Origin of the sequence: Burkholderia metallica (genome assembly GCF_001718555.1) — a bacterium.
Taxonomy (GTDB): Bacteria; Pseudomonadota; Gammaproteobacteria; order Burkholderiales; family Burkholderiaceae; genus Burkholderia; species Burkholderia metallica.
Genome location: NZ_CP013403.1, coordinates 1,039,948 through 1,060,145 on the forward strand (window position 1 = coordinate 1,039,948; position 20,198 = coordinate 1,060,145).

A 20,198-nucleotide genomic window follows, 5' to 3' on the forward strand; every position below is an offset into this window, starting at 1 on the left:
GTGCCGCCGGCGGCCCGCGCGCAATCGTTGCGCACGCGCGCCGACGCGGGGCGCGACACATCAACAGACAACAAACGGAGACTTACGATGACCCACTCCAGCAAGCGCCCGGCCGATCCGGCCGGCGGCGCGCAATCCCGTCATGCCGATCCGGATGCGATGTTCGCGTCGCACGAAGCCGGCTATGCGAAGCAGTTGAAACCGCGCCACGTGCAGATGATCGCGATGGGCGGTGCGATCGGCACCGGCCTCTTTCTCGGCGCGGGCGGGCGCCTGCAGCACGCGGGGCCCGCGCTTGCGCTCGTGTATCTCGTGTGCGGCGTGTTCGCATTCCTGATCATGCGCGCGCTCGGCGAGCTCGTGATGCACCGGCCGACCAGCGGCAGCTTCGTGTCGTACGCGCGGGAGTTCCTGGGCGAGCGCGCATCGTTCGTCGCGGGCTGGATGTATTACCTGAACTGGGCGACCACCGGCATCGTCGACATCACCGCGGTCGCGATCTACATGAAGTACTGGGCCGTGTTCACGGACGTGCCGCAGTGGGTGTTCGCGCTCGGCGCGCTCGGGATCGTGTCGGTGATGAACATGATCGGCGTGAAGGTGTTCGGCGAGATGGAGTTCTGGTTCTCGATCGTCAAGGTCGGCACGCTCGCGCTGTTCCTCGCGGTCGGCGCCGTGTTTCTCGCGAGCGGCCATCCGGTCGCCGGCCAGATGCCGGGGCTGCACGTGATCGCGGATCATGGCGGGATCTTTCCGCACGGCATCCTGCCGGCCGTGCTGATCGTGCAGGGCGTCGTGTTCGCGTATGCGAGCATCGAGCTCGTGGGCGTCGCGGCGGGCGAGACCGCCGATGCGCGCAAGGTGCTGCCGAAGGCGATCAACAGCGTGATGTGGCGGATCGCGCTGTTCTACGTGGGCTCGGTCGTGCTGCTGACGATGCTGCTGCCGTGGACCGCGTACAGCGCGCACGAAAGCCCGTTCGTCACGTTCTTCAGCAAGCTCGGCGTGCCGTACGTCGGCACGGTGATGAACATCGTGGTGCTGACCGCCGCGCTGTCGAGCCTGAACTCCGGCCTCTATTCGACCGGGCGCGTGCTGCGCTCGCTCGCGATGGGCGGCTCGGCGCCGCGTTTCGTGTCGCGGATGAATGCGCGCGGCGTGCCGTACGGCGGCATTCTCGTTACGGTCGCGATCAATGCGATCGGCGTGCCGCTGAACTACATCGTGCCGGCCCAGGCGTTCGAGATCGTGCTGAACATGGCGTCGCTCGGCATCATCTCGACCTGGGGCTTCATCGTGATGTGCCAGATCCAGTTCCGCCGCGCGGTCGATCGCGGCGAGCTGCAGGCCGTGTCGTTCCGGATGCCCGGTGCGCCGTTCACGTCGTGGCTCACGCTCGCGTTCCTCGTCGGCGTGCTGGTGCTGATGGCATTCGACTACCCGGGCGGCACGTGGACCATCGCGACGATTCCGGTCGTCGTGCTCGCGCTGGTGGTCGGCTGGAAGCTGGCCAAGCGCGGGGTGGCGCGGGAGCTGGCGGCCGGCGCGCGGGCATCCGCGGTCACACGCATCGTCGCCGATCCGGCGCAGGGCGCCTGACGGCCGGCGGTACGCGCCGGGCACGCCGCGCCGTCCGCGGGCGGCGTGCCGGTGCGTTGAGGTGCGTTGAGGTGCATTGATATGCGTCGAAGTGCGGGTGCCGTCAGTTCAGCCCCGCGCGTTCGCCGACCCATCGGCCGAAATCGCCGGCCATCTCCGCGGTCAGCTCGTGGCCGGCTTCATACAACCGCATGTCGTGCGCGACGCCGAGCGCCGTGAGTTTCGCGTCGGCGGTGTCGGCCCACGCGACGGGCAGCTTGTCGTCGGACCGGCCGTGCATGATCAGTGCATGCAGCGGGCGCAATGCGTCGCGCGGCGCGATCAGCGGATCGATTTCGGGCAGGATGCGCCCGCACAGCACGGCGAAGGCTGTGACGTCGCCCGGCGACGTGAGGCCGACGCTCGCGCTCATGATGCCGCCCTGGCTGAAGCCGGCGATCACGGTCGGCAGGGCGGCGCCCGCGTCGTCGCGGGCCCGCAGCGCGCGCAGCAGCGTGATCAGCCGCAAGCGGCTCGCGTCCGCGCGGGCCGCGTCGATTTCGGGGCCGTTCGGGCCGAAGCGCACCGGAAACCATGCGTGCTGGCCGGGCCCGAACGCGAGCGGCGCGCGCAGGAACGCGATTTCGACGCGCGGATCGATGGCGCCGGCGAGGTTCAGCAGGTTGGTTTCGTTGCCGCCGACGCCATGCAGCAGCAACAGACGGGCAACGGGGCGGCCGGCGGCCGCGCGCAGGCGGTACTGGAGGCCCGACTCGGGTTCGGTGGTCAGCGGCAGGGCGTCGGTCATTGCTTGGGTCCGAAAGGAGGTGATCCGGCAGTCTAAAGCGCGCGACGGGCGACGAGAATCACCGAATGGCGATTGATTGTTTCCTGACGGGAACGAATGGGCGCTCCACGGCGCTCGACTGTCTGTCGGGCATAGGCCGAAGCGATGACTCGTCATCGGGGCGTCTCGCTACTAAAACATCTACATTTTGTAGATACATGGTGGCGGCGACGGATACTGCCAAGATTTTCAAGCATGGCGGATCGCAGGCCGTGCGTCTGTCGAAGGATTTCCGCTTCGAAACGGCCGAGGTCCGGATTCGTCGCCACGGCTCGTCCGTCATTCTCGAACCGGTTCCGCAAGACTGGGCATGGCTGACGCCGCTGATCGGCCCGGTCGACGCCGATTTCGAGGCCGCGGCAACGACCGAGCCTTCGGCTCAGGAGCGTCCGGGTCTGGACGTATTCGAATGAAATTTCTGCCGGACACCCATGCCGTCATCGCCATCCTGAAAGGCGCGCCGGCGATGCTGGCCCGGCTGCGCACGTATCGGCCGGCGGATTTCGGCATGCCGGCGATCGTCGTGCACGAGTTCTACTACGGTGCATACAAAAGCCGGAGAGCGGCAGCGAACGTTGCACGTGTCGAGGCGCTTCAGTTCGAGGTGGTGTCGTTCGATGCGGAAGATGCTGAGCACGCCGGCGAGATTCGTGCGCAACTGAGCGCGGCAGGAACGCCGACCAGTCCGTACGATGCGCTGATTGCAGGGCAGGCGCGTGCCCGAAGTCTGGTGCTCGTCACGCACAACGTGCGCGGGTTTGCACGCGTTCCCGCGCTACAGGTCGAGGACTGGCTCGACGGCACGCGCTCGCGATCGGAAAGGGGGCTTGCGCGCGCGACCGCGACGTAGCGCCCGGCGCCGCTAGGGAAAACCATAGTGCGCCCGCGAAAGATCGAGTAAGCACGCAGTCAGCTTCGCTGGTCAGAATCGCCGCACTCATTCAAAAAGCAAACCAGGAGACAGGCGATGCATGACGGGATGGTGAAAAAAATCGAAGCGCATCCGAAGTATGCGCTGCTCAAGCGACGACGCAACACGCTCGGCATCTTTCTGACCGTGCTGATGCTGATCGTGTACTACGGCTACATCGCACTGATCGCATTCGACAAGTCGTTCCTCGCGAAGCCCGTGAGCACCGGCGTGACGAGTGTCGGCGTACCGGTCGGCATGGCGGTGATCGTGTTTACCGTCGTCATCACCGGCATCTACGTGCGCCGCGCGAACAACGAATACGATCAACTGACGCAGGACATCCTGCAGGACGTCGCGCGATGAAGAAGACACTTTCGACGATGCTCGTCGCGCTGCTGGCCGCGAGCGCATGCGGCGCGGCCTTCGCGGGCGGCGGCGAGGTCGGGCAGACCGCCAAGCAGGCGACCAACACGACGGCCATCGTCCTGTTCGCGCTGTTCGTGGCCGGAACGTTGTGGATCACCAAGTGGGCGGCGTCGCGCACGCGTTCCGCGGCGGATTTCTACACGGCCGGCGGCGGCATCACCGGCTTCCAGAACGGCCTGGCGATCTCGGGCGACTACATGTCGGCGGCATCCTTCCTCGGCATTTCCGCCGCGGTGATGACGTCGGGCTACGACGGCCTGATCTACTCGATCGGCTTCCTGGTCGGCTGGCCGGTCATCACGTTCCTGATGGCCGAGCGGCTGCGCAACCTCGGCAAGTTCACGTTCGCCGACGTCGCGGGCTACCGTTTCGAGCAGGGGCCGATCCGCAGTTTCGCCGCGGTCGGCACGCTGGTGGTGGTCGCGTTCTACCTGATCGCGCAGATGGTGGGCGCGGGGCAACTGATCAAGCTGCTGTTCGGTCTCGACTACTGGGTGGCCGTCGTCATCGTCGGCGCGCTGATGATGGTCTACGTGCTGTTCGGCGGCATGACCGCGACCACCTGGGTGCAGATCATCAAGGCGTGCATGTTGCTCGCGGGCGTGACGTTCATGGCGATCATGGTGCTCGCGCAGTACGGCTTCAGCCCCGAGGCGCTGTTCGCCAGGGCCGTGGAGGTGAAGACCGCGATTGCGGCGAACGCCGGCAAATCGCCGGACGACGCGACCCGTATCGGCTTGTCGGTCATGTCGCCGGGCGGCTTCATCAAGGACCCGATCTCGGCGATCTCGTTCGGCATGGCGCTGATGTTCGGCACCGCCGGTTTGCCGCACATCCTGATGCGCTTCTTCACGGTGCCGGATGCGAAGGAAGCGCGCAAGTCGGTGTTCTGGGCCACCACGTGGATCGGCTACTTCTACGTGCTGATCTTCATCATCGGCTTCGGTGCGATCACGCTGGTGCTGACCAATCCGGAACTGGCCGACGTCGCGAAGGGCGTGATCAAGGGCGGCGCGGGAACGGCCAACATGGCCGCGGTGCTGGTGGCGAAGACGGTGGGCGGCGACGTGTTCTACGGTTTCATCTCGGCCGTGGCGTTCGCGACGATCCTGGCGGTGGTCGCCGGGCTCACGCTGTCGGGCGCGTCCGCGGTGTCGCACGACCTTTACGCGACCGTCTTCAAGAACGGCAAGGCCGACAGCGCCGACGAACTGAAGGTGTCGCGCATCACGACGCTGGTGCTCGGCGTGATCGCGGTGCTGCTGGGCATCGCGTTCGAGAAGCAGAACGTCGCGTTCATGGTGTCGCTGGCGTTCGCGGTGGCGGCATCGGCGAATTTCCCGGTGCTGTTCCTGTCGATGATGTGGAAGGGCTGCACCACGCGCGGCGCGGTGATCGGCGGCTTCCTCGGGCTGGTCTCGTCGGTGGGGCTGACCATCGTGTCGCCGTCGGTGTGGGAAGCGACGCTCGGCTATCCGAAGGGTTCGGCGTGGTTCCCGTACACGTCGCCCGCATTGTTCTCGATGACGATCGGCTTCGTGGGCGTGTGGCTGTTCTCGGTACTCGACACGAGCGCGCGCGCGAAAGCGGAGAAGGGCGCGTTCGCCGCGCAGCAGGTGCGTTCGGAAACGGGGCTGGGCGCGACCCGCGCGAGCAGCCACTGAGCGGTAGTTGGCAGGTCCCGCCCGCCCCGGGGCGGCGATGCGACGTGATGCAGCGTCGCGCGTCGCGCCGGGGCGGGCGGTATCGTTTCAAGCGTGGGTCGAATCACCCGACGACCACGAACCAATCGCGAATTCGCATGGATTCGCCGATAATGCGCAAACGTTTTGCGAAAACCCGATTGCGGTTAATTCGCGGATCAAATAATTAACAATAATTATCCGTATCCAGGAAGCTCATCGGGGTGCCGCAGCGCCGTCCGAAGCCTTGAGGCAGCGGGTTAACGGCAGATTCCTGAAAAACTTTAGGGATTTTCATTCGCAATTATTAATTGCATTTTTATCAATGAACGATTGATTTCCGGTCATCGGAACGTCATACACCATCCCCGATAATTCGCCGCTCACATTCTTTCAATAGACCAGAGGGCGATCGAAGCCGGATCGCTGCGGGGAGCTGTACTCATGACCATCCGTCATCGCATTACGCTGCTAGTCGTCCTGACGTTCTTCGCGCTGTCCGCGATCGGCATCTATGCCGTGTACCAGACCCGCAAGAGTGCGTCCGACGTGCGTCAGGTCACCCAGGGAATCGTGCCGAGCGCGCTCGCGTCCGCCGATCTCGTCGCCGACGTGAAGAACATCCAGATCGCGACGATGACGCTCGTCTACGCGCCCGATGCGAACACCGCCGCCCAGGCGCGCGACGAGCTGAAGGCGAAGCAGGCTGCGCTGCGCGCCGCGCTCGACGTGCAGGCGAAATCGGCGGTGGGCCACGCGCAGGTCGGGCTCGTGTCGCAGGCGAAGGACAGCGCGGCGAACTATTTCGCGGCGATCGACGACACCGTGAAGATGAAGGCCGACGGCAAGCCCGAGATGGCGCAGGCGTACCTGTTCGCGAACGTCGCGCAGTATCGCGACGAACTCGAAAGCATCGTCGACACGCTGCGCGTCGAGAAGAACCGCCAGAAGGACGACGCGATCAGCGCGCTGAACGGCATGCTCTCGACGACGGCGACCGCGATCGCGGGCGTCGCCGGCACGGTGATCGTGCTGCTGACCGCGCTCGGCCTGCTGCTGTATCGCCAGATCACGCGCCCGCTGATCGGGATGCAGACGGCGATGAGCGAGATCGCGACGAGCCAGGATTTCACGCGCCGCGTGCCGGTGGGCCGGATGGACGAAATCGGCCATTCGATCGTCGCGTTCAACGGGATGATCGAGAAGATCCAGGAGAACTCCGCGCAGCTCAAGCAGAAGACGGCCGACATCCAGGCGATGCTGCAGAACATGCAGCAGGGGATTCTGACCGTCGTCGAAGGCGGCGTCGTGCATGCGGAGTATTCGGCGTACCTCGAAACCATCTTCGAGACGAACGACATCGCGGGCCGCGACCTGATGGCGCTCGTGTTCGACGATTCGAACCTCGGCGCCGACGCGCGCTCGCAGGTCGACGCGGCCGTGCACGCGTGCCTCGGCGAAGACAGCATGAACTTCGCGTTCAACGAGCACCTGCTCGTGAACGAAGTCGCGAAACGGATGCCGGACGGCCGCGACAAGTGGCTCGACCTGAGCTGGTCGGCGATCACCGACGAGACCGACACCGTCGTGCGCCTGATGCTGTGCGTGCGCGACGTGACCGAGATTCGCGAGCTGACCGCGCAGGCCGGCGAGCAGCAGCGCCGCCTCGAGATGATCGGCGAGATCCTGTCGATCAGCCAGGACAAGTTCCACGACTTCGTGCACAGCGCGAAGGGCTTCCTCAGCGAGAACGAGCGGATGATCCGCCAGCACGAGCGCGCCGATCACTCGATCGTCGCCGCGCTGTTCCGCAACATGCACACGATCAAGGGCAATGCGCGCACGTACAGCCTGCAGCACCTGACGAACATCGTCCACGAAGCCGAGCAGGCGTACGACTCGCTGCGGCGTGCGGACGGCGGCCCCGAGTGGAACCGCGATGCGCTGATGGAGGACCTCGCGCGCGTGCGCGAGGCCGTCGAGCACTACGCGACGATCAACGCGGTCACGCTCGGCCGCAGCGGCGAAGCGGTGCAGGGCGCCGACTTCATGATGGTCGAACGCGCGCACATCCGCGAGAGCCTGCGCGTGCTCGACGGCGCCGATCCGGCGAATGCGTCCGACTGGCACGCGGCGCGCGATGCCGTGCGCCGCATGCTGAGCCAGCTCGGCACGCAGGGCATCGGCGACGCGCTCGGCGGCGTGATCGAATCGCTGCCGTCGCTCGCGGCCGAGCTCGACAAGCCGGCGCCCGTCGTGCACATCGACAGCCACGGCCACCGCGTGCGCAGCGAAATCGTCGCGACGCTGAAGAACGTGTTCATGCATCTGCTGCGCAATTCGATGGACCACGGCATCGAATCGTCGGACGAGCGTCGCGCGGCCGGCAAGGCGGCATCCGGCACGATCGACATCGCGGTCGGCGTGGGCGGCGGCGAGCTGTGGTTCGTGCTGAGCGACGACGGCCGCGGCCTCGCGCTCGACCGGATTCGCGGCATCGCGCGCGAGCGCGGCTGGATCGATGCCGGCGATGAAACGGCGCTGTCGGACGAAGCTGTCGCCGAACTGATCTTCCGGCCGGGTTTTTCGACCGCGAGCACGTTGACCGAAGTGTCGGGGCGCGGCGTCGGCATGGATGCGGTGCGCAGCTTCCTGAAGCGCGACGGCGGCGACATCGCGCTGCGCTTCACCGACGATCGCGTCGGCGCGCCGTACCGCGCGTTCGAGACGATCGTGTCGTTGCCGGCCCGCTTCGCGGCGGACGGTGCCGCGCAGGGCATCGCGCACGAGCATGCGCGCAGCGCGGATATCGGCGCGGCGGAGTGACGACGTGATCGTGCAGGCGTGGATGATTCAGGTGGCCGCCGCATTGGCGGGCGGTGCGGTCGTCGCGATCGTGGCGGCGGTCGTGTTTCGCGTGACGCGCAAGCGGCTCGTCGCGGTGCTGGAGCACGACGCGGACACGTTGCGCGGCACGCTCGACGCGGCCCAAGCGCGTGCGGCGGAGGCGGTGGCCGCGCATGCGGAAGCGGCCGACGCGTGGGCGCAGCGCGAAGCGCAGCTCGAGGATGCGCTGGCGCGCGAGGCGTCGGCGGCCGGCGCGCAGCGCGACGCGCTGCAGGCGCTGTCGGCCGATCGCGCGGCGCTCGCGCAGCACGTGCTGAAGATCGCCGACGAAGCCGCGCGTCTGCGCGGGCTGGCCGGCACGTTCGAGCGCTGGCACGAGCAGATGATCTCGCTGACCACGCAGAACCACGACATGCGCACGAAGAACCAGGAGCTGTCGGCGATCGTCGCGCACGTGTCGATCGTGTCGCTGAACGCGTCGATCGAGGCCGCGCGCGCCGGCACGGCCGGGCGCGGCTTCTCGATCGTCGCGAGCGAGGTGCGCGGGCTGGCCGCGCGTTCGCAGCAACTGTCGAACAGCTATCGCGACAGCCTGAACCGCAACGATCTCGTGACGGCCGCGACGTTCCAGGACATCCAGGCCGGCGGCAAGATGATCACGGCGGCGCTCGCGACCGTCGAGACGCTGGCCGGGCAACTGCATGCGCGGATCGAAGGAGGCGCGGCGTGATCAGCGCGCAGGCCAAAACGGGCTTCGAGCGAATCTTCTTCGATGCGGCGCGCACGCGGCTCGCGTCCGGCGGCACGTGCGACATCCGTCCGGCCGCCGGCCCCGCCCAAGACGGGCACGATCCTGCCCACGCGAAGTCGCGCGCGAAGCAGAAGGGTTCCGAGCAGGTCGCCGTGCTGACGATCTCGGCGCTCCATTTCCGCCTGCTGCTCGCGCTGCGCTTCAGCGACGACGACGCGACGCGCCGCCATTTCGTCGGCGCGACCGCAAGTACGAACAATGCTCGGCCGCTGCCCGACGCGTTCATGGAAGTGGCGAACCTGTGTTGCGGCGCGATCAACCAGGCGCTGACCGTGCCGTTTCCCGACCTGGGCATGTCGACGCCGTACCTGCTGAGCGGAGCGAGCATCGACTACCTGCCCGCGCTGGCCCCCGGTCACGTGGCGTCCTACGACCTGACGCTCGACGGCGACGTGCGAATCGGCGCGACGCTGTGCGTGTGCGCGAACGCGCCGGTCGATTTCCACGTGCCGGATACCGCGGTGATGGAAACCGGCGGCGAGCTGGAACTGTTCTGATCGACCCCGATCGACCCGGATCCACACTTAGGAACCCTGAAATGACCCTCGACAAGCCAGTCAGCAAGGTGCTCGTGCTCGACGACAGCCGCGCGCACGCCGACGCGATCAAGCGTTTCTGCGACGAGCACAACCTGGTCGGCCTGACCGTGCGGCGCAACCGGCTGCTGAAGGTGCTGCGCTCGAACATCGACCTCGGCGCGATCCTGCTGGCCGAGGATTACGGCGGCTCGCCGGCCGAGAGCGCGATCATCGCGACGCAGATCGACGCGCTGCGTCCGGAGCTGCCGATCATCCTGCGCCGCGAATCGCTCGCGTCGCGCGACGGGCTGCCGGACGCGCTGGCACGCGTCGCGTGCGCGGCCTACGTCGCCGACGACATGACGCCGCTCAAGCGCGCGGTCGACGAATACCTGTTCGGCCGCGACTACCCGAACGCGCTCGTGCGCGGCATCTCGGAGATCACCGAGGCGCGCATCGACAGCCTGTTTCCCGGCATGACGATCGAGCATGAAACGCCATGCATCGTGCGCGACCAGATCATCTTCGGCGAGGTGTTCAGCCTGATCGCGCTCGAAAGCGCATGGTGCCGCGGCTACATGCTGCTGCAGACGAGCGAACAGCCGCTGCTCGACATGCTCGGCGGCACGCGCGACGCCGGCCGCGCGCCGGATTTCCGCGACGTGAACAGCGTGCTCGGCGAGCTGACCAACCTCGTGTGGGGCGCGTTCAAGAACCGCTATCTCGGCGACGCCGAGGCACTCGCGCGCCATCCGGTGCAGGTGCCGCTCGTCGTCAATCACAAGCAGAAGTTCATCTCGTTCGGCGGCGATTGCCCGCAGCTCTGCTTCAAGTACCGGATGACCGACCCGGCATCGGGGCGCGCCGTCTGTCTCGACCAGCGCTTCGTGTTCAGCCTGAGCTGGTCGCCGGAGGATTTCCGCGAATCGGTGCAGGACGTGGGGCCGATGGTCGAGTCGGGCGAGCTCGAACTGTTTTGACGATTGAAGTCAGCAACAACGAAAGGAAGGGGAATACGACATGGCAAAGATTCTGGTGGTCGACGATTCGGGCACGGTGCGCGACGAGGTCGCGGGCTTCCTGCGCAATCACGGGCTCGACGTCGCGACGGCCGTCGACGGCAAGGACGGGCTCGCGAAGCTCAAGGCGACGCCCGGCGTGCGCCTCGTGATCAGCGACGTGAACATGCCGAACATGGACGGCCTGACGATGGTCGAGAAGATCCGCGGCGAACTGGCGAACGCGACGGTCAACGTCGTGATGCTGACGACCGAAAGCAGCCCGGCGATGAAGGAGCGCGGCAAGGCGGCCGGCGTGAAGGGCTGGATCGTGAAGCCTTTCAAGGGCGACGCGGTGCTCGACGCGCTGAAGAAGCTCGCGGGCTGACCTGCAGCGGGCCACGCACGCGGCCACGGTCGGCTGCAGCGCTCAGCGCTGCGGCTCGGGTTGCACGGCCGCCACGTCGCCGGCGGCGGCCGGCACGCGCGGCGCGGGCGTTTGCCACTGCACGACGATCATCCCCGCGAAGATCAGCGCGACGCCCGCGATGCGCCCGGGCGTCGCGAGCCGCTGCGCGAGCCCCATCAGCCCGTAGTGGTCGATCAGCAGCGACGCGAGCATTTGGCCGGCCACGACGCAGACGATGAAGGTCGTCGCGCCGAGCCGCGGCGTGAGGATCAGCGCGAGGGTGATGTAGATCACGCCCGCGAGGCCGCCGAGCCACATCCACAGCGGGCGCTGCAGCGCGTCGCCGATCAGCGGCGCGTTCGCACGCGTGGCGAGCAGCACGGGCAGCACTGCCAGCAGGCTGACCGTCAGCGACGCGACGCTCGCCCACAGCGGGTGGCCGAGCGCGCGCCCGAGCGCGGCATTGCTGCCGCCTTGCAGCGGCACGAGCGCGCCCGCGACGAAGGCCGCGACGGCGAGCGGAAGGGTGGCGAAGGAAAGGGAAGTCGTCATCGTGGTCCATCGTGAAAGAAATTTGAAATGATTGTTATCCATTAAGATCGCGAATGGAAATTCGTTCTTCGGATGCTTCATATTCCTTTCATGAATAATCTGGCCCGCATCGACCTGAACCTGCTCGTGACGCTGCATGCGCTGCTGAGCGAAAAACACATCTCGCGCACCGCCGTCCGGCTGCACCGCAGCCAGCCGGCCGTCAGCCACGCGCTCGCGCGGCTGCGGGAAATCTTCGGCGATCCGCTGCTCGTGCGGCGCGCGGGCCGGTTGGAGCTGACCGCGCGCGCGAACGAGCTGGTCGAGCCGTTGAACGACGTCCTCGGCCGGCTCGGCGCGCTGATCGAGCCGCCGGCGTTCGATCCGTCGGCGGCCACGCGCGTGTTTCGCATCGCGATGTCCGATTACGGCGCGAGGATCGTGCTGCCGGCGCTCGTGAAGACGCTGCGCGCCGACGCGCCGGGCATCGAGCTGATCGTGTCGCAGGGCACGCGCGAGGCGATGCGGATGCAGTTGATGGACGGCGAGGTCGATCTCGCGCTCGGCGTGCTGCCCGCGGTGCAGCGCGACCTGCACGCGCAGCCGCTGTTCGTCGAATCGTTCGCGTGCATGGCCGATGCGAGCCGCCTGCCGCGTCGCGGCGAACTCGCGCTCGACGCGTGGCTCGCGCGGCCGCATGCGCTCGTCGCGATGCGCGACGGGATGGACAACGAAGTCGATCGCGCGCTCGCGCGGCTGCGGCGCGAGCGGCACATCGCCGTGATCCTGCCGTTCTGGGGCGTGGCCAACGACCTGATCGCCGGCACCGACCTCGTGCTGACCGTCGCGCGCCGCAATCTCGACCGTGTGCGCGACGACGCGCGCCTGCGCGTGTTCGAGCCGCCGTTCCCGATCGATTCGTTCGAGTTCGCGCAGCACTGGCATGAACGCCGGCACGGCGACGCCGCGCACCTCTGGCTGCGGCAGACGATCGCGCGCGTCGCGAGCGGCGGGTAGCCGCGCGGCGCGGCCGGCCGCGCGCGCAATTTACAGCGCGGAGCGATGTCCGTATCCTGCCCGATGCCGAGGGCGGCGTGCCCGCGCGACCTGCGCGGCACGCCCGGCATTCAGGACCAACCATCAGGAACGGGACCTCCTCCGATGACAATCAAGATCGATCGGGCAGCGCTCGTACGCGGCGCATGCGCGACGCTGGCGGCCGCGCTGGCAAGCGGGTGCGCCGGCACCGGGCAGCAGAATCCGCAACAGGCGGCCGTCGGCGACGGTTCGTCGTACACGTGCCACCCCGTGCAGGCCGACGGGCAGGCCACGGGCGGCAGGGGCGTCTACGGGTGCTACTTCGTGCTGCACGATCCCGCGACGAAGGAGGCGCTGCCGTACACGCGCTATGCGTTCGTGCTCTACGCGCGCGCAGCCCAGGACAACCGGGAACTCGAAGTCGAAGGCACGACCGACGCGCGGGGGCGCACGATCTACATGCGTTCCGCCGCGCCGATCGATGCGTCGCGCATGGTGCTCGTCCGCACGATCGGCGACGGCCCGACGGCGCGCATCCCGGTGCTGGTCCGGCCGCAGGACGGCCAGCGCATTCCGTTCGCGCAGTACAAGGTCACCGGCTGCAACGGCCCGTACGAAGGCGTGACCGACGAAACGGGGCGCGGCGTGATGTATCGCTGCAAGACGCCGTCGAAGATCGACGTGTCGTTCTATCAGTCGCGTCATTGAGGCGAGCGCGATGGCGTCCGGAGCCGGCCGCAGTGCCGCGCAGCAGACGGAGATGCTGATTGCGAAGGGCATCGTTTTCACCGTCGCGGGCACGTGCCTGCTGATCGGCACTGCACTGTACGCGCAGTCGACGCGTGAATTCCTGCAGGCGTCGGTCGTCGTGCCGGGGCGCGTCGTCAAGCTGAACGCGGGGCCGCATCATCCGGAGATCGCGTTCACGACGCTCGCGGGCGAGCGGGTCGAATACGCGCAGGGCGGCGCGGTCAGCGTGCAGGACGGCGCGAGCGTCGAGGTGCGTTATCTGCCCGACGCACCGAAGATGACGGCGCGAATGAATACGTTCGGGGGGATCTGGGGCGGCGTACTGACCTTCGGCGCGATGGGTGCCGTCTTTTTTCTCGTCGGTGTCGGCCACCTGCGCTCGGGCGTGCGCGCATGGCGCGGCAGGCGGATCGGCCGCGCGCTGAAGCCGTAGCGCGTTCGTTACCGGCCTGACGGCGCGACGCTCGCGAATTCGTCGACGACGGCTTCGATCACCGCCTGCACGCGTGCGGTCTTGTACAGATCGGCATGCGCGACGAGCCACACGTCGAAATGATTGCATCGTCGGGGCATGAGGCGCACCAGTTCCGGCTCGGTTTCCGCGCGAAAGCACGGCAGCTCCGCGATGCCGAGCCCCGCAAGGGCGGCTTCGACCAGCATCATCGTCGACGATGTCTGGAACATCACGCGGCCGCGCGACGTCGATTCGCCGCACAGGGCGTCCCACATCGTCGGCACCACCGGCTGCTGGTACATCACCAGATCGTGTCCCTCGAACGCGCTGCCCGCGGCCGGTTCGCCACGCTCGGCCAGGTAGCGGCGCGATGCGTAGATGCCCGTTTCGAGATGCCCGAGCCGCCTGACGATCAGGTCCGGCGATTCCGGCCGCAACGTGCGAATCGCGAGATCCGCTTCGCGGCGCGTGAGATTGGCGATCTCGGCCGACGTCACGCACACGACGTCGATGCCGGCATGCCTGCGCCGCAAGCTGGCGATGGCGGGAATCACGAAGCGCTTGCCGAGCGTGTCGGTCGTGGCGATTCGCACGGACCCGGCAAGCTGCTCGTCGAGGCCCATCACGCGCCGCTCGATCGTGAGCGACGCCCGTTCCATCGTTTCGGCGGGCTCGAGCAACGCCTCGCCGGCGGTCGTCAGCACATAGAGGGCGGGCGTTCGGAGAAACAGGCGGGCCGAGAGTTCGTCTTCGAGCGCGGCGATCCGACGCCCCACCGTCGCCTGATCGACGTTCAGTTGCGCCGCGGCGCCGCGCAGCGTGCCGGTGCGCGCGAGGGCCAGGAAGAAGCGGGCGTTGTCCCAGTTCATGCGGGTCGGCAGTGTCATCGGGCAGGATGGCGGCAGGCAGTGGAGATGCATATCTGCATCAGGCAAATGCGAAATTATCACTTTTCCGCATCGCGTGCCGTTTCTAGACTCCCGGCATCTGCCTGGAGGTTTCATGCCCGATTGCACGCCTGTTTCCCTTCCCGTACCCGTCATGGCAGCGGGCCGCCCGACGGCCCGCGAACGCCGCTTCACGCTTGCGCTGGTCGCGATCGGAATGTTCATGGCGGTACTCGATACGACGATCGTCAACGTTGCGCTGCCGGCGATGCGCGCGAGTCTTGGTGCGACGGTCGCGGCGCTCGCGTGGATCGTCGACGCGTACACGCTCAGCTTCGCCGCGCTGATTCTCGCGGGCGGCGCGCTGTCCGACCGGTTCGGCGCGAAGCACGTCTATCTCGCGGGGCTGGCGCTGTTCGTCGCCGCATCGGCGGGATGCGGCTTCGCATCGTCCGTGGCCGTCCTCGTGGCCGCGAGATTCGTGCAGGGCATGGGCGCCGCGCTCTTTTTACCCGCGTCCCTCGCGGTCGTGCGCGGCACCTTCGACGTGCCTGCCGAGCGGGCGCGGGCGATTGCGGTCTGGGCGGGCATCGCGTCGGTTGCGGTGGCCGTGGGGCCGGTGCTGGGCGGCATCCTCGTGGACGATTTCGGCTGGCGCAGTGCGTTCCTGATCAATGTGCCGACCGGCGCGGTCGCGTTTGCCGGGGCGGCCGTACTCGTGCGGGCGTCGGTCGCGCGGCAAACGCGCCACTTCGATTGGGCCGGCCAGTGTGTCGGGGCGATGGCGCTCGGCGCGCTGTGTTTCGCCGTGATCGAACTGCCGACGCGCGGCCCGGGCGCGGCGGAAGTCCGGTGCGCGCTGCTGGTCGCCGGCCTCGCCGCCGCCGCGCTGGTCGTCATCGAGCGGCGTGTTCGCGATCCGATGGTTCCGCTGGCGTGGTTTCGCAATCGCACCTTCGTCGCGATGAACCTGATGGGCAGCCTCGTCTATGTCGGCTACTTCGGCTTGCTGTTCGTGCTGAGCCTGTACCTGCACGGGAGCCTCGGCATGAGCGCGCGGCAGACGGGGCTGACGCTGTTGCCGTTCGCGCTGAGCCTGTCGCTCGGCAATCTGTTGTCCGGAAAATTGCAGGGGCGGGTGCACCCGGCCCGGCTGATGGCAAACGGTCTCGGGATGGCGGCGCTGGCCATTCCGGCGCTCGCGGCCGCGCTTGCGCTGCGCGCGCCGTGGCCGGTGGCCTGGACGGCGATGGCCGCATTCGGCACGGGGACCGCGCTGTCCGTGGCGCCGATGATCGCGACCGTACTCGAACAGGTGCCCGCGGACGCGGCGGGCGTGGCGTCGGGATTCCTCAATGCGGCGCGACAGGCGGGAAGCCTCTTCGGCGTGGCCATCGCCAGCGCCGCGACGATGCTGTTGCCGAATCCGACCGCCGCGCTGTGGGCGGTTGCGGCGGTCGCTTGTGTCGCCTATGCGACGGCCGCCGTTGCCGCGCGGACGGCCGGCACGGCGAAAACCGCGCAGCGAGGCCGCTGACGCGCGAATCGCGTGGTCCGCACGCGGGTACGGCGGCACGCAGACCACCGCGCACGCACGTGCGGCCGCGCGACTGGACGCCGCGCGGAATGTGGAGGACCATTTATCGTCACGGTGCCGTGAGCGTGCGTGCCTCATCGGCCGCCCGTTCGCGCCGCATCGACTCCTGCCGAACCCCATCGAGCGGAACATCATGGAATCCGATCAACAGACTGCCGGGCCGATCCTGCTGCGCGATGCGCACGACGGCGTCGTCACGCTACGGCTGAACCGGCCGCAGCAGTTCAACGCGTTGTCCGAGGCGATGCTCGCGGGCCTGCACGATGCGTTTGCGTCGCTCGCGGCCGATCCGCACGTGCGCTGCGTCGTGCTGGCCGCGCAAGGCAACGCGTTCTGCGCGGGCCACGACCTGCGGCAGATGCGCGGCAAGCCCGAACTCGACTACTACCGCACGCTGTTCGCGCGGTGCAGCCGCGTGATGCTCGCGATGCGTGCGTTGCCGGTGCCCGTGATCGCGCGCGTGCACGGCATTGCGACGGCGGCCGGCTGCCAGCTCGTCGCCGCGTGCGACCTCGCGATCGCGGCCGATACCGCGCGCTTCGCGGTATCGGGCATCAACGTCGGGCTGTTCTGTTCGACGCCGGCCGTTGCATTGAGCCGCAACGTCACGGCGAAGCGCGCGTTCGACATGCTCGTGACCGGGCGCTTCGTCGATGCGGCGACGGCCGCCGCGTGGGGGCTCGTCAACGAGGCCGTGCCCGAGGACGCGCTCGATGCGGCCGTCGCGCGCAAGGTCGCGGAGATCGTCGCGAAGAGCCCGGCGGCGGTTCGCTACGGCAAGCAGATGTTCTACCGCCAGCGCGAATTGCCGCTCGACGAAGCCTACGCGTACGCGGGCGACGTGATGGCGCGCAACATGATGGAAGAGGACGCGGGCGAAGGCATCGATGCGTTCCTCGAAAAGCGCAAGCCGACGTGGCGCTCGTAGTGCATTGACGAACGCGCGTGTCGAGCGAAGCGGGAAGGGCGGCAACGCGCGCCTGCCGCTTGCCCGGAAACGCAAGCGGGCCGCCCGAGGCGACCCGCAACCGAAGCCATCACCGAAGCAGTACACAAGGCGGCGCGAGGGCACGCCGCCGCATCGACGCCGGTCAGCGTCCGTAGCTTCCGGTGCGCAGCGCGGGCTGTTCGCTCGACGCACCCGGCGGCACGATCACGACCGGCACGCGACGCGCGAGTGCGCACATCAGCTCGTAGCCGATCGTGCCGCTGGCTTCCGCCACGTCATCCACCTTCACCTGGTCGCCCCACAGCTCGACGCTCGACCCGATGCCCGCGTTCGGGCACGGCGTCAGGTCGACGGTCAGCATGTCCATCGACACGCGGCCGACGACGCGCGTCATCACGCCGTCCACCGCGATCGGCGTGCCGGTCGGCGCGTGGCGCGGATAGCCGTCCGCATAGCCGCACGCGACGACGCCGATCCGCATCGCCCGGTCGGCCGTGAAGCGGCGGCCGTAGCCGACGGTTTCTTCCGGTGACAGCGTCTGCACGCCGATGATCCGGCTCGACAGCGTCATCGCGGGCATCAGCGGCGTATCGGCGATATGCCGCGATGCACCCGTCGGAGACGCGCCATACAGGATCGTGCCGGGCCGCACCCAGTCGCGGTGCGCGCGCGGATGCCACAGCACGGCGGCCGAATTCGACGCCGAGCGCTCGCCCGGAATCCCCGCCGTGGCCGCATCGAACTGGTCGAGCTGCCAGTCGACTTCGCCTTCGTCGGCGTTCGCGAAATGCATCATCAGCGTGATCTTGCCGATCGACGGCGCGTTGGCTGCACGTTCCCACGCGGCACGGAAAGCGGCCGGGCGATAGCCGAGCCGGTTCATCCCGGAGTTCATCTTGAGCTGGATGTCGATCGGCTGCTGCGGCTTAGCCGCGATCAGCAGGTCGAGCTGTTCGTCGCAATGCACGGCTACCGTCAGCCGGTAGCGATCGGCCAGTTCGACGTCGGCCGGCTCGAAGATCCCTTCGAGCAGCAGCACGGGCTTGTCCCAGCCGAGCTCGTGCACGCGCACCGCTTCGTCGAGATCGAGCAGCGCGATGCCGTCGGCGGCAGCGAGGCCCGGGTAGATCCGCTCGATCCCGTGGCCGTATGCGTTGGCCTTGACGACGGCCCACACGCGCGATTGCGCGGCGGTGCGGCGGATGAAGTCGAGGTTGTGGCGGACGGCGTCGGGGCGGATATGGGCGACGATGGGACGGGGCATGGCGATGTCTCGGATCGGATGTCGTTCGGGGCGCGGCGCGCGGATTGAAACGGCAGGCTGGCGCGATAGTGCGTCAGGCCAGTGTTGAACGCTATCTTATTGGTGTTCGACCAGTTTTAATTAACGTATTTGTCGATGATTTGGTGGAATTTGAGGTGTCGCACAAGGCTCGCCGCGGCTGCCGGCGGCCCGTGCAGCCGAGTCTCCCGTCTAGAAAACCGGTGCGCGAACGGCACGACGCGATGCTAAGCTCTCGGCGATCTTGTCATTGATCAATGTAATCATAAAGGAGGAGACTTTTGATGACGACGTCCCAGCTGTGCCTGTTCATCGTCGCGTTGTTGCCGTTCCCGATGACGTTTCTCGCGAAGGCCCGCAAGGGCTACGACAACCACGCGCCGCGCGAATACCTGGCGAAGCTCGAAGGCTGGCGCGCCCGCGCGCAGGCCGCGCACCAGAACACATGGGAAGCGCTCGCGCTGTTCACGGCCGCGCTGGTGGTCGCGTGGCACAACGGCGCGAACGTGCATCGCGTCGATCAGCTCGCGATGGCATTCGTCGCGTTGCGCGTCGTGTATATGCTGATGTACCTGCTGAACTGGGCGTCGCTGCGCTCGCTCGTGTGGTTCGGCGGGATGGCGTGCGTGGTCGCGCTGTTCTTCGCCGCGCCGTAAGCGGCGCATGCGGGCGAGGCCCGCGCGTTACTTGCCGGTCGCGCCGCCCGTGCCGCGCACGAGACTGTCGTTGGATGCGCGCGCAACGATCGGGCCTGCGACCGGCGCGGCTTGCGCTTCCGCTTCGCGACGCAGGAACGCGATCAGCGGATCGAGCAACCGGTGCCGCGTCGACGGGTTGCGGCGCAGCACGAAGCGCCACGACGCGGCGCGTTCGATGCCCGGCTTCAACGGCACCAGGCGGCCGCTGCGCAGGTCGGGCTCGATCAGCGGCATGCGGCCGAGCGCGATGCCCGCACCGCCGACCGCCGCGCCGATCACCTGGCTGAAGCTGCTGTAACGGACGATCTTCGTCTCGAAGTCGCCTGGCAAACCGAATTCCGACGCCCAGTTGCGCCAGTCGATCTCGGGGCTGTGCTCGTGCATCTCCTGCAGCAGCCGCGACCGGCACACGTACCCCGATGCGTACGGAAACAGTTCGGGGCTGCAGACCGGGAACACGGTCTCCCGCATCAGCACGTCGTCGTCGGCCCGCAGCCGGTGCGCGGGCACGTGCACGATCGCCAGGTCGATGCCGCTGCGCGCGAAATCCGGCTCGTCGTCGAGCACGACCGCGTGCAGTGGCGTGTCGGGATGAAGCGACGAGAATTCCGCGAGGCGGCGGGCGAGCCACATTGCCGAAAACGGCGCGTTGGCGGAAACCGTCAGCCGTTGTGCGGTGCCGCGAATCTCCGCACAGGCGTCGGTCAGGCGCGACAGCGCATCGCTGACGGCCGGCAGCAGGCGTGCGCCGGCCGGCGTGAGGCTGATGCCGCCGAGCCCCGTGCTGCGTTCGAGCAGCCGCGCGCCGAGCGATTCCTCGAGCGCGCGGATCTGGTGGCTGACCGCGCTGGTCGACACGTTCAGCTCGACTGCCGCGCGCGCGAACCCGCCGAGGCGGACGGCCGCCTCGAAAGCCCGCAATGCGCTGAGGGGAGGGAGATGCGACATGCGGGGTATTGTAGTTGACTCAACACCCGTTGAAA

At 67.8% G+C, this 20,198-nt stretch carries 21 protein-coding genes; 16 read left to right on the plus strand and 5 right to left on the minus strand.

Going from position 1 to position 20,198, the window contains the following annotated elements; all coding sequences use genetic code 11:
- Nucleotides 1-87: 87 nt before the first annotated feature.
- Complete coding sequence (locus WJ16_RS24400) at nt 88-1,599, plus strand: amino acid permease (protein WP_069259615.1); 1,512 nt, start codon at nt 88-90, stop codon at nt 1,597-1,599.
- 103 nt (nt 1,600-1,702) lie between these two features.
- Here WJ16_RS24400 and WJ16_RS24405 read toward each other — a convergent pair whose 3' ends face one another.
- Complete coding sequence (locus WJ16_RS24405) at nt 1,703-2,386, minus strand: alpha/beta hydrolase (RefSeq protein WP_069259616.1); 684 nt, start codon at nt 2,384-2,386, stop codon at nt 1,703-1,705.
- 197 nt (nt 2,387-2,583) lie between these two features.
- Between WJ16_RS24405 and WJ16_RS24410 the strand changes: the two genes are divergently transcribed.
- The 9 genes from WJ16_RS24410 (at nt 2,584) to WJ16_RS24450 (ending at nt 11,008) form a co-directional block, all read left to right on the plus strand.
- Nucleotides 2,584-2,838: an antitoxin gene (locus tag WJ16_RS24410; protein WP_069259617.1), complete on the plus strand. Its 255-nt coding sequence runs from the start codon at nt 2,584-2,586 to the stop codon at nt 2,836-2,838.
- Nucleotides 2,835-3,275: a type II toxin-antitoxin system VapC family toxin gene (locus WJ16_RS24415; RefSeq protein WP_069259618.1), complete on the plus strand. Its 441-nt coding sequence runs from the start codon at nt 2,835-2,837 to the stop codon at nt 3,273-3,275. The genes WJ16_RS24410 and WJ16_RS24415 overlap by 4 nt, the downstream gene beginning before the upstream one ends.
- Before the next feature lie 117 nt (nt 3,276-3,392).
- Nucleotides 3,393-3,701, plus strand: coding sequence for a DUF485 domain-containing protein (locus WJ16_RS24420; protein ID WP_069259619.1), 309 nt, complete (start codon nt 3,393-3,395; stop codon nt 3,699-3,701).
- Entirely contained in the window at nt 3,698-5,428 is a 1,731-nt protein-coding gene (locus WJ16_RS24425; protein WP_069259620.1) for a cation acetate symporter, read from the plus strand. Before WJ16_RS24420 ends, WJ16_RS24425 begins: the two co-directional genes overlap by 4 nt.
- 462 nt (nt 5,429-5,890) lie before the next feature.
- Nucleotides 5,891-8,272 carry an MCP four helix bundle domain-containing protein gene (locus WJ16_RS24430; RefSeq protein ID WP_069259621.1) on the plus strand — a complete coding sequence of 794 codons (2,382 nt, stop codon included), beginning with the start codon at nt 5,891-5,893 and terminating at the stop codon, nt 8,270-8,272.
- Between the two features lie 22 nt (nt 8,273-8,294).
- Nucleotides 8,295-9,023, plus strand: a complete 729-nt coding sequence (locus tag WJ16_RS24435) for a methyl-accepting chemotaxis protein (protein WP_157126892.1) — start codon at nt 8,295-8,297, stop codon at nt 9,021-9,023.
- Nucleotides 9,020-9,601, plus strand: a complete 582-nt coding sequence (locus WJ16_RS24440) for a hypothetical protein (protein ID WP_069259623.1) — start codon at nt 9,020-9,022, stop codon at nt 9,599-9,601. Before WJ16_RS24435 ends, WJ16_RS24440 begins: the two co-directional genes overlap by 4 nt.
- Before the next feature lie 41 nt (nt 9,602-9,642).
- Nucleotides 9,643-10,602, plus strand: a complete 960-nt coding sequence (locus WJ16_RS24445; RefSeq protein ID WP_069259624.1) for a chemotaxis protein CheX — start codon at nt 9,643-9,645, stop codon at nt 10,600-10,602.
- A gap of 40 nt (nt 10,603-10,642) precedes the next feature.
- A complete protein-coding gene (locus tag WJ16_RS24450) occupies nt 10,643-11,008 on the plus strand; it encodes a response regulator (RefSeq protein WP_031401467.1) in 366 nt (121 codons plus the stop codon).
- 42 nt (nt 11,009-11,050) lie between these two features.
- Here the strand turns inward: WJ16_RS24450 and WJ16_RS24455 are convergent, their stop codons facing one another.
- On the minus strand, nt 11,051-11,581 hold the full coding sequence (locus WJ16_RS24455; protein ID WP_069259625.1) for a DMT family transporter: 531 nt from the start codon (nt 11,579-11,581) through the stop codon (nt 11,051-11,053).
- Between the two features lie 90 nt (nt 11,582-11,671).
- On the opposite strand from WJ16_RS24455, the gene WJ16_RS24460 reads away from it, so the two are divergent.
- The 3 genes from WJ16_RS24460 to WJ16_RS24470 all read left to right on the plus strand — a co-directional run bounded on the left by WJ16_RS24460 (nt 11,672) and on the right by WJ16_RS24470 (nt 13,781).
- A complete protein-coding gene (locus WJ16_RS24460) occupies nt 11,672-12,577 on the plus strand; it encodes a LysR family transcriptional regulator (RefSeq protein WP_069259626.1) in 906 nt (301 codons plus the stop codon).
- Nucleotides 12,578-12,721: 144 nt separating this feature from the next.
- Nucleotides 12,722-13,306, plus strand: coding sequence for a hypothetical protein (locus WJ16_RS24465; protein ID WP_069259627.1), 585 nt, complete (start codon nt 12,722-12,724; stop codon nt 13,304-13,306).
- 10 nt (nt 13,307-13,316) lie between these two features.
- Nucleotides 13,317-13,781 carry a DUF3592 domain-containing protein gene (locus WJ16_RS24470; RefSeq protein ID WP_069259628.1) on the plus strand — a complete coding sequence of 155 codons (465 nt, stop codon included), beginning with the start codon at nt 13,317-13,319 and terminating at the stop codon, nt 13,779-13,781.
- An 8-nt stretch (nt 13,782-13,789) separates the two neighbouring features.
- Here the strand turns inward: WJ16_RS24470 and WJ16_RS24475 are convergent, their stop codons facing one another.
- Nucleotides 13,790-14,671, minus strand: a complete 882-nt coding sequence (locus tag WJ16_RS24475) for a LysR family transcriptional regulator (protein WP_069261119.1) — start codon at nt 14,669-14,671, stop codon at nt 13,790-13,792.
- Between the two features lie 133 nt (nt 14,672-14,804).
- Here WJ16_RS24475 and WJ16_RS24480 point away from each other — a divergent pair, with 133 nt between their 5' ends.
- Together WJ16_RS24480 and WJ16_RS24485 are read left to right on the plus strand one after the other, a co-directional pair.
- Nucleotides 14,805-16,226 (plus strand): MFS transporter, encoded by a 1,422-nt coding sequence (locus tag WJ16_RS24480; RefSeq protein WP_069259629.1) that lies wholly within the window; start codon nt 14,805-14,807, stop codon nt 16,224-16,226.
- Nucleotides 16,227-16,419: 193 nt separating this feature from the next.
- Nucleotides 16,420-17,214 (plus strand): enoyl-CoA hydratase, encoded by a 795-nt coding sequence (locus tag WJ16_RS24485; protein WP_069259630.1) that lies wholly within the window; start codon nt 16,420-16,422, stop codon nt 17,212-17,214.
- Between the two features lie 163 nt (nt 17,215-17,377).
- On the opposite strand, the gene alr is transcribed toward WJ16_RS24485, so the two are convergent.
- Complete coding sequence (alr, locus tag WJ16_RS24490) at nt 17,378-18,499, minus strand: alanine racemase (protein WP_069259631.1); 1,122 nt, start codon at nt 18,497-18,499, stop codon at nt 17,378-17,380.
- Between the two features lie 302 nt (nt 18,500-18,801).
- Between alr and WJ16_RS24495 the strand changes: the two genes are divergently transcribed.
- Nucleotides 18,802-19,173: an MAPEG family protein gene (locus tag WJ16_RS24495; protein ID WP_069259632.1), complete on the plus strand. Its 372-nt coding sequence runs from the start codon at nt 18,802-18,804 to the stop codon at nt 19,171-19,173.
- Nucleotides 19,174-19,200: 27 nt separating this feature from the next.
- On the opposite strand, the gene WJ16_RS24500 is transcribed toward WJ16_RS24495, so the two are convergent.
- The gene (locus tag WJ16_RS24500) at nt 19,201-20,163 is read right to left on the minus strand and encodes a LysR family transcriptional regulator (RefSeq protein ID WP_069259633.1); all 963 of its coding nucleotides are present in this window, start codon (nt 20,161-20,163) and stop codon (nt 19,201-19,203) included.
- Nucleotides 20,164-20,198: the final 35 nt, after the last annotated feature.

Excerpts from the sequence above, each read along its gene's own strand:
- WJ16_RS24400 (WP_069259615.1), top strand. The coding sequence starts at position 88 with ATGACCCACTCCAGCAAGCGCCCGGCCGATCCGGCCGGCGGCGCGCAA.
- WJ16_RS24405 (WP_069259616.1), bottom strand. The coding sequence starts at position 2,386 with ATGACCGACGCCCTGCCGCTGACCACCGAACCCGAGTCGGGCCTCCAG.
- WJ16_RS24410 (WP_069259617.1), top strand. The coding sequence starts at position 2,584 with ATGGTGGCGGCGACGGATACTGCCAAGATTTTCAAGCATGGCGGATCG.
- WJ16_RS24415 (WP_069259618.1), top strand. The coding sequence starts at position 2,835 with ATGAAATTTCTGCCGGACACCCATGCCGTCATCGCCATCCTGAAAGGC.
- WJ16_RS24420 (WP_069259619.1), top strand. The coding sequence starts at position 3,393 with ATGCATGACGGGATGGTGAAAAAAATCGAAGCGCATCCGAAGTATGCG.
- WJ16_RS24425 (WP_069259620.1), top strand. The coding sequence starts at position 3,698 with ATGAAGAAGACACTTTCGACGATGCTCGTCGCGCTGCTGGCCGCGAGC.
- WJ16_RS24430 (WP_069259621.1), top strand. The coding sequence starts at position 5,891 with ATGACCATCCGTCATCGCATTACGCTGCTAGTCGTCCTGACGTTCTTC.
- WJ16_RS24435 (WP_157126892.1), top strand. The coding sequence starts at position 8,295 with ATGATTCAGGTGGCCGCCGCATTGGCGGGCGGTGCGGTCGTCGCGATC.
- WJ16_RS24445 (WP_069259624.1), top strand. The coding sequence starts at position 9,643 with ATGACCCTCGACAAGCCAGTCAGCAAGGTGCTCGTGCTCGACGACAGC.
- WJ16_RS24450 (WP_031401467.1), top strand. The coding sequence starts at position 10,643 with ATGGCAAAGATTCTGGTGGTCGACGATTCGGGCACGGTGCGCGACGAG.
- WJ16_RS24455 (WP_069259625.1), bottom strand. The coding sequence starts at position 11,581 with ATGACGACTTCCCTTTCCTTCGCCACCCTTCCGCTCGCCGTCGCGGCC.
- WJ16_RS24460 (WP_069259626.1), top strand. The coding sequence starts at position 11,672 with ATGAATAATCTGGCCCGCATCGACCTGAACCTGCTCGTGACGCTGCAT.
- WJ16_RS24465 (WP_069259627.1), top strand. The coding sequence starts at position 12,722 with ATGACAATCAAGATCGATCGGGCAGCGCTCGTACGCGGCGCATGCGCG.
- WJ16_RS24470 (WP_069259628.1), top strand. The coding sequence starts at position 13,317 with ATGGCGTCCGGAGCCGGCCGCAGTGCCGCGCAGCAGACGGAGATGCTG.
- WJ16_RS24475 (WP_069261119.1), bottom strand. The coding sequence starts at position 14,671 with ATGAACTGGGACAACGCCCGCTTCTTCCTGGCCCTCGCGCGCACCGGC.
- WJ16_RS24480 (WP_069259629.1), top strand. The coding sequence starts at position 14,805 with ATGCCCGATTGCACGCCTGTTTCCCTTCCCGTACCCGTCATGGCAGCG.
- WJ16_RS24485 (WP_069259630.1), top strand. The coding sequence starts at position 16,420 with ATGGAATCCGATCAACAGACTGCCGGGCCGATCCTGCTGCGCGATGCG.
- alr (WP_069259631.1), bottom strand. The coding sequence starts at position 18,499 with ATGCCCCGTCCCATCGTCGCCCATATCCGCCCCGACGCCGTCCGCCAC.
- WJ16_RS24495 (WP_069259632.1), top strand. The coding sequence starts at position 18,802 with ATGACGACGTCCCAGCTGTGCCTGTTCATCGTCGCGTTGTTGCCGTTC.
- WJ16_RS24500 (WP_069259633.1), bottom strand. The coding sequence starts at position 20,163 with ATGTCGCATCTCCCTCCCCTCAGCGCATTGCGGGCTTTCGAGGCGGCC.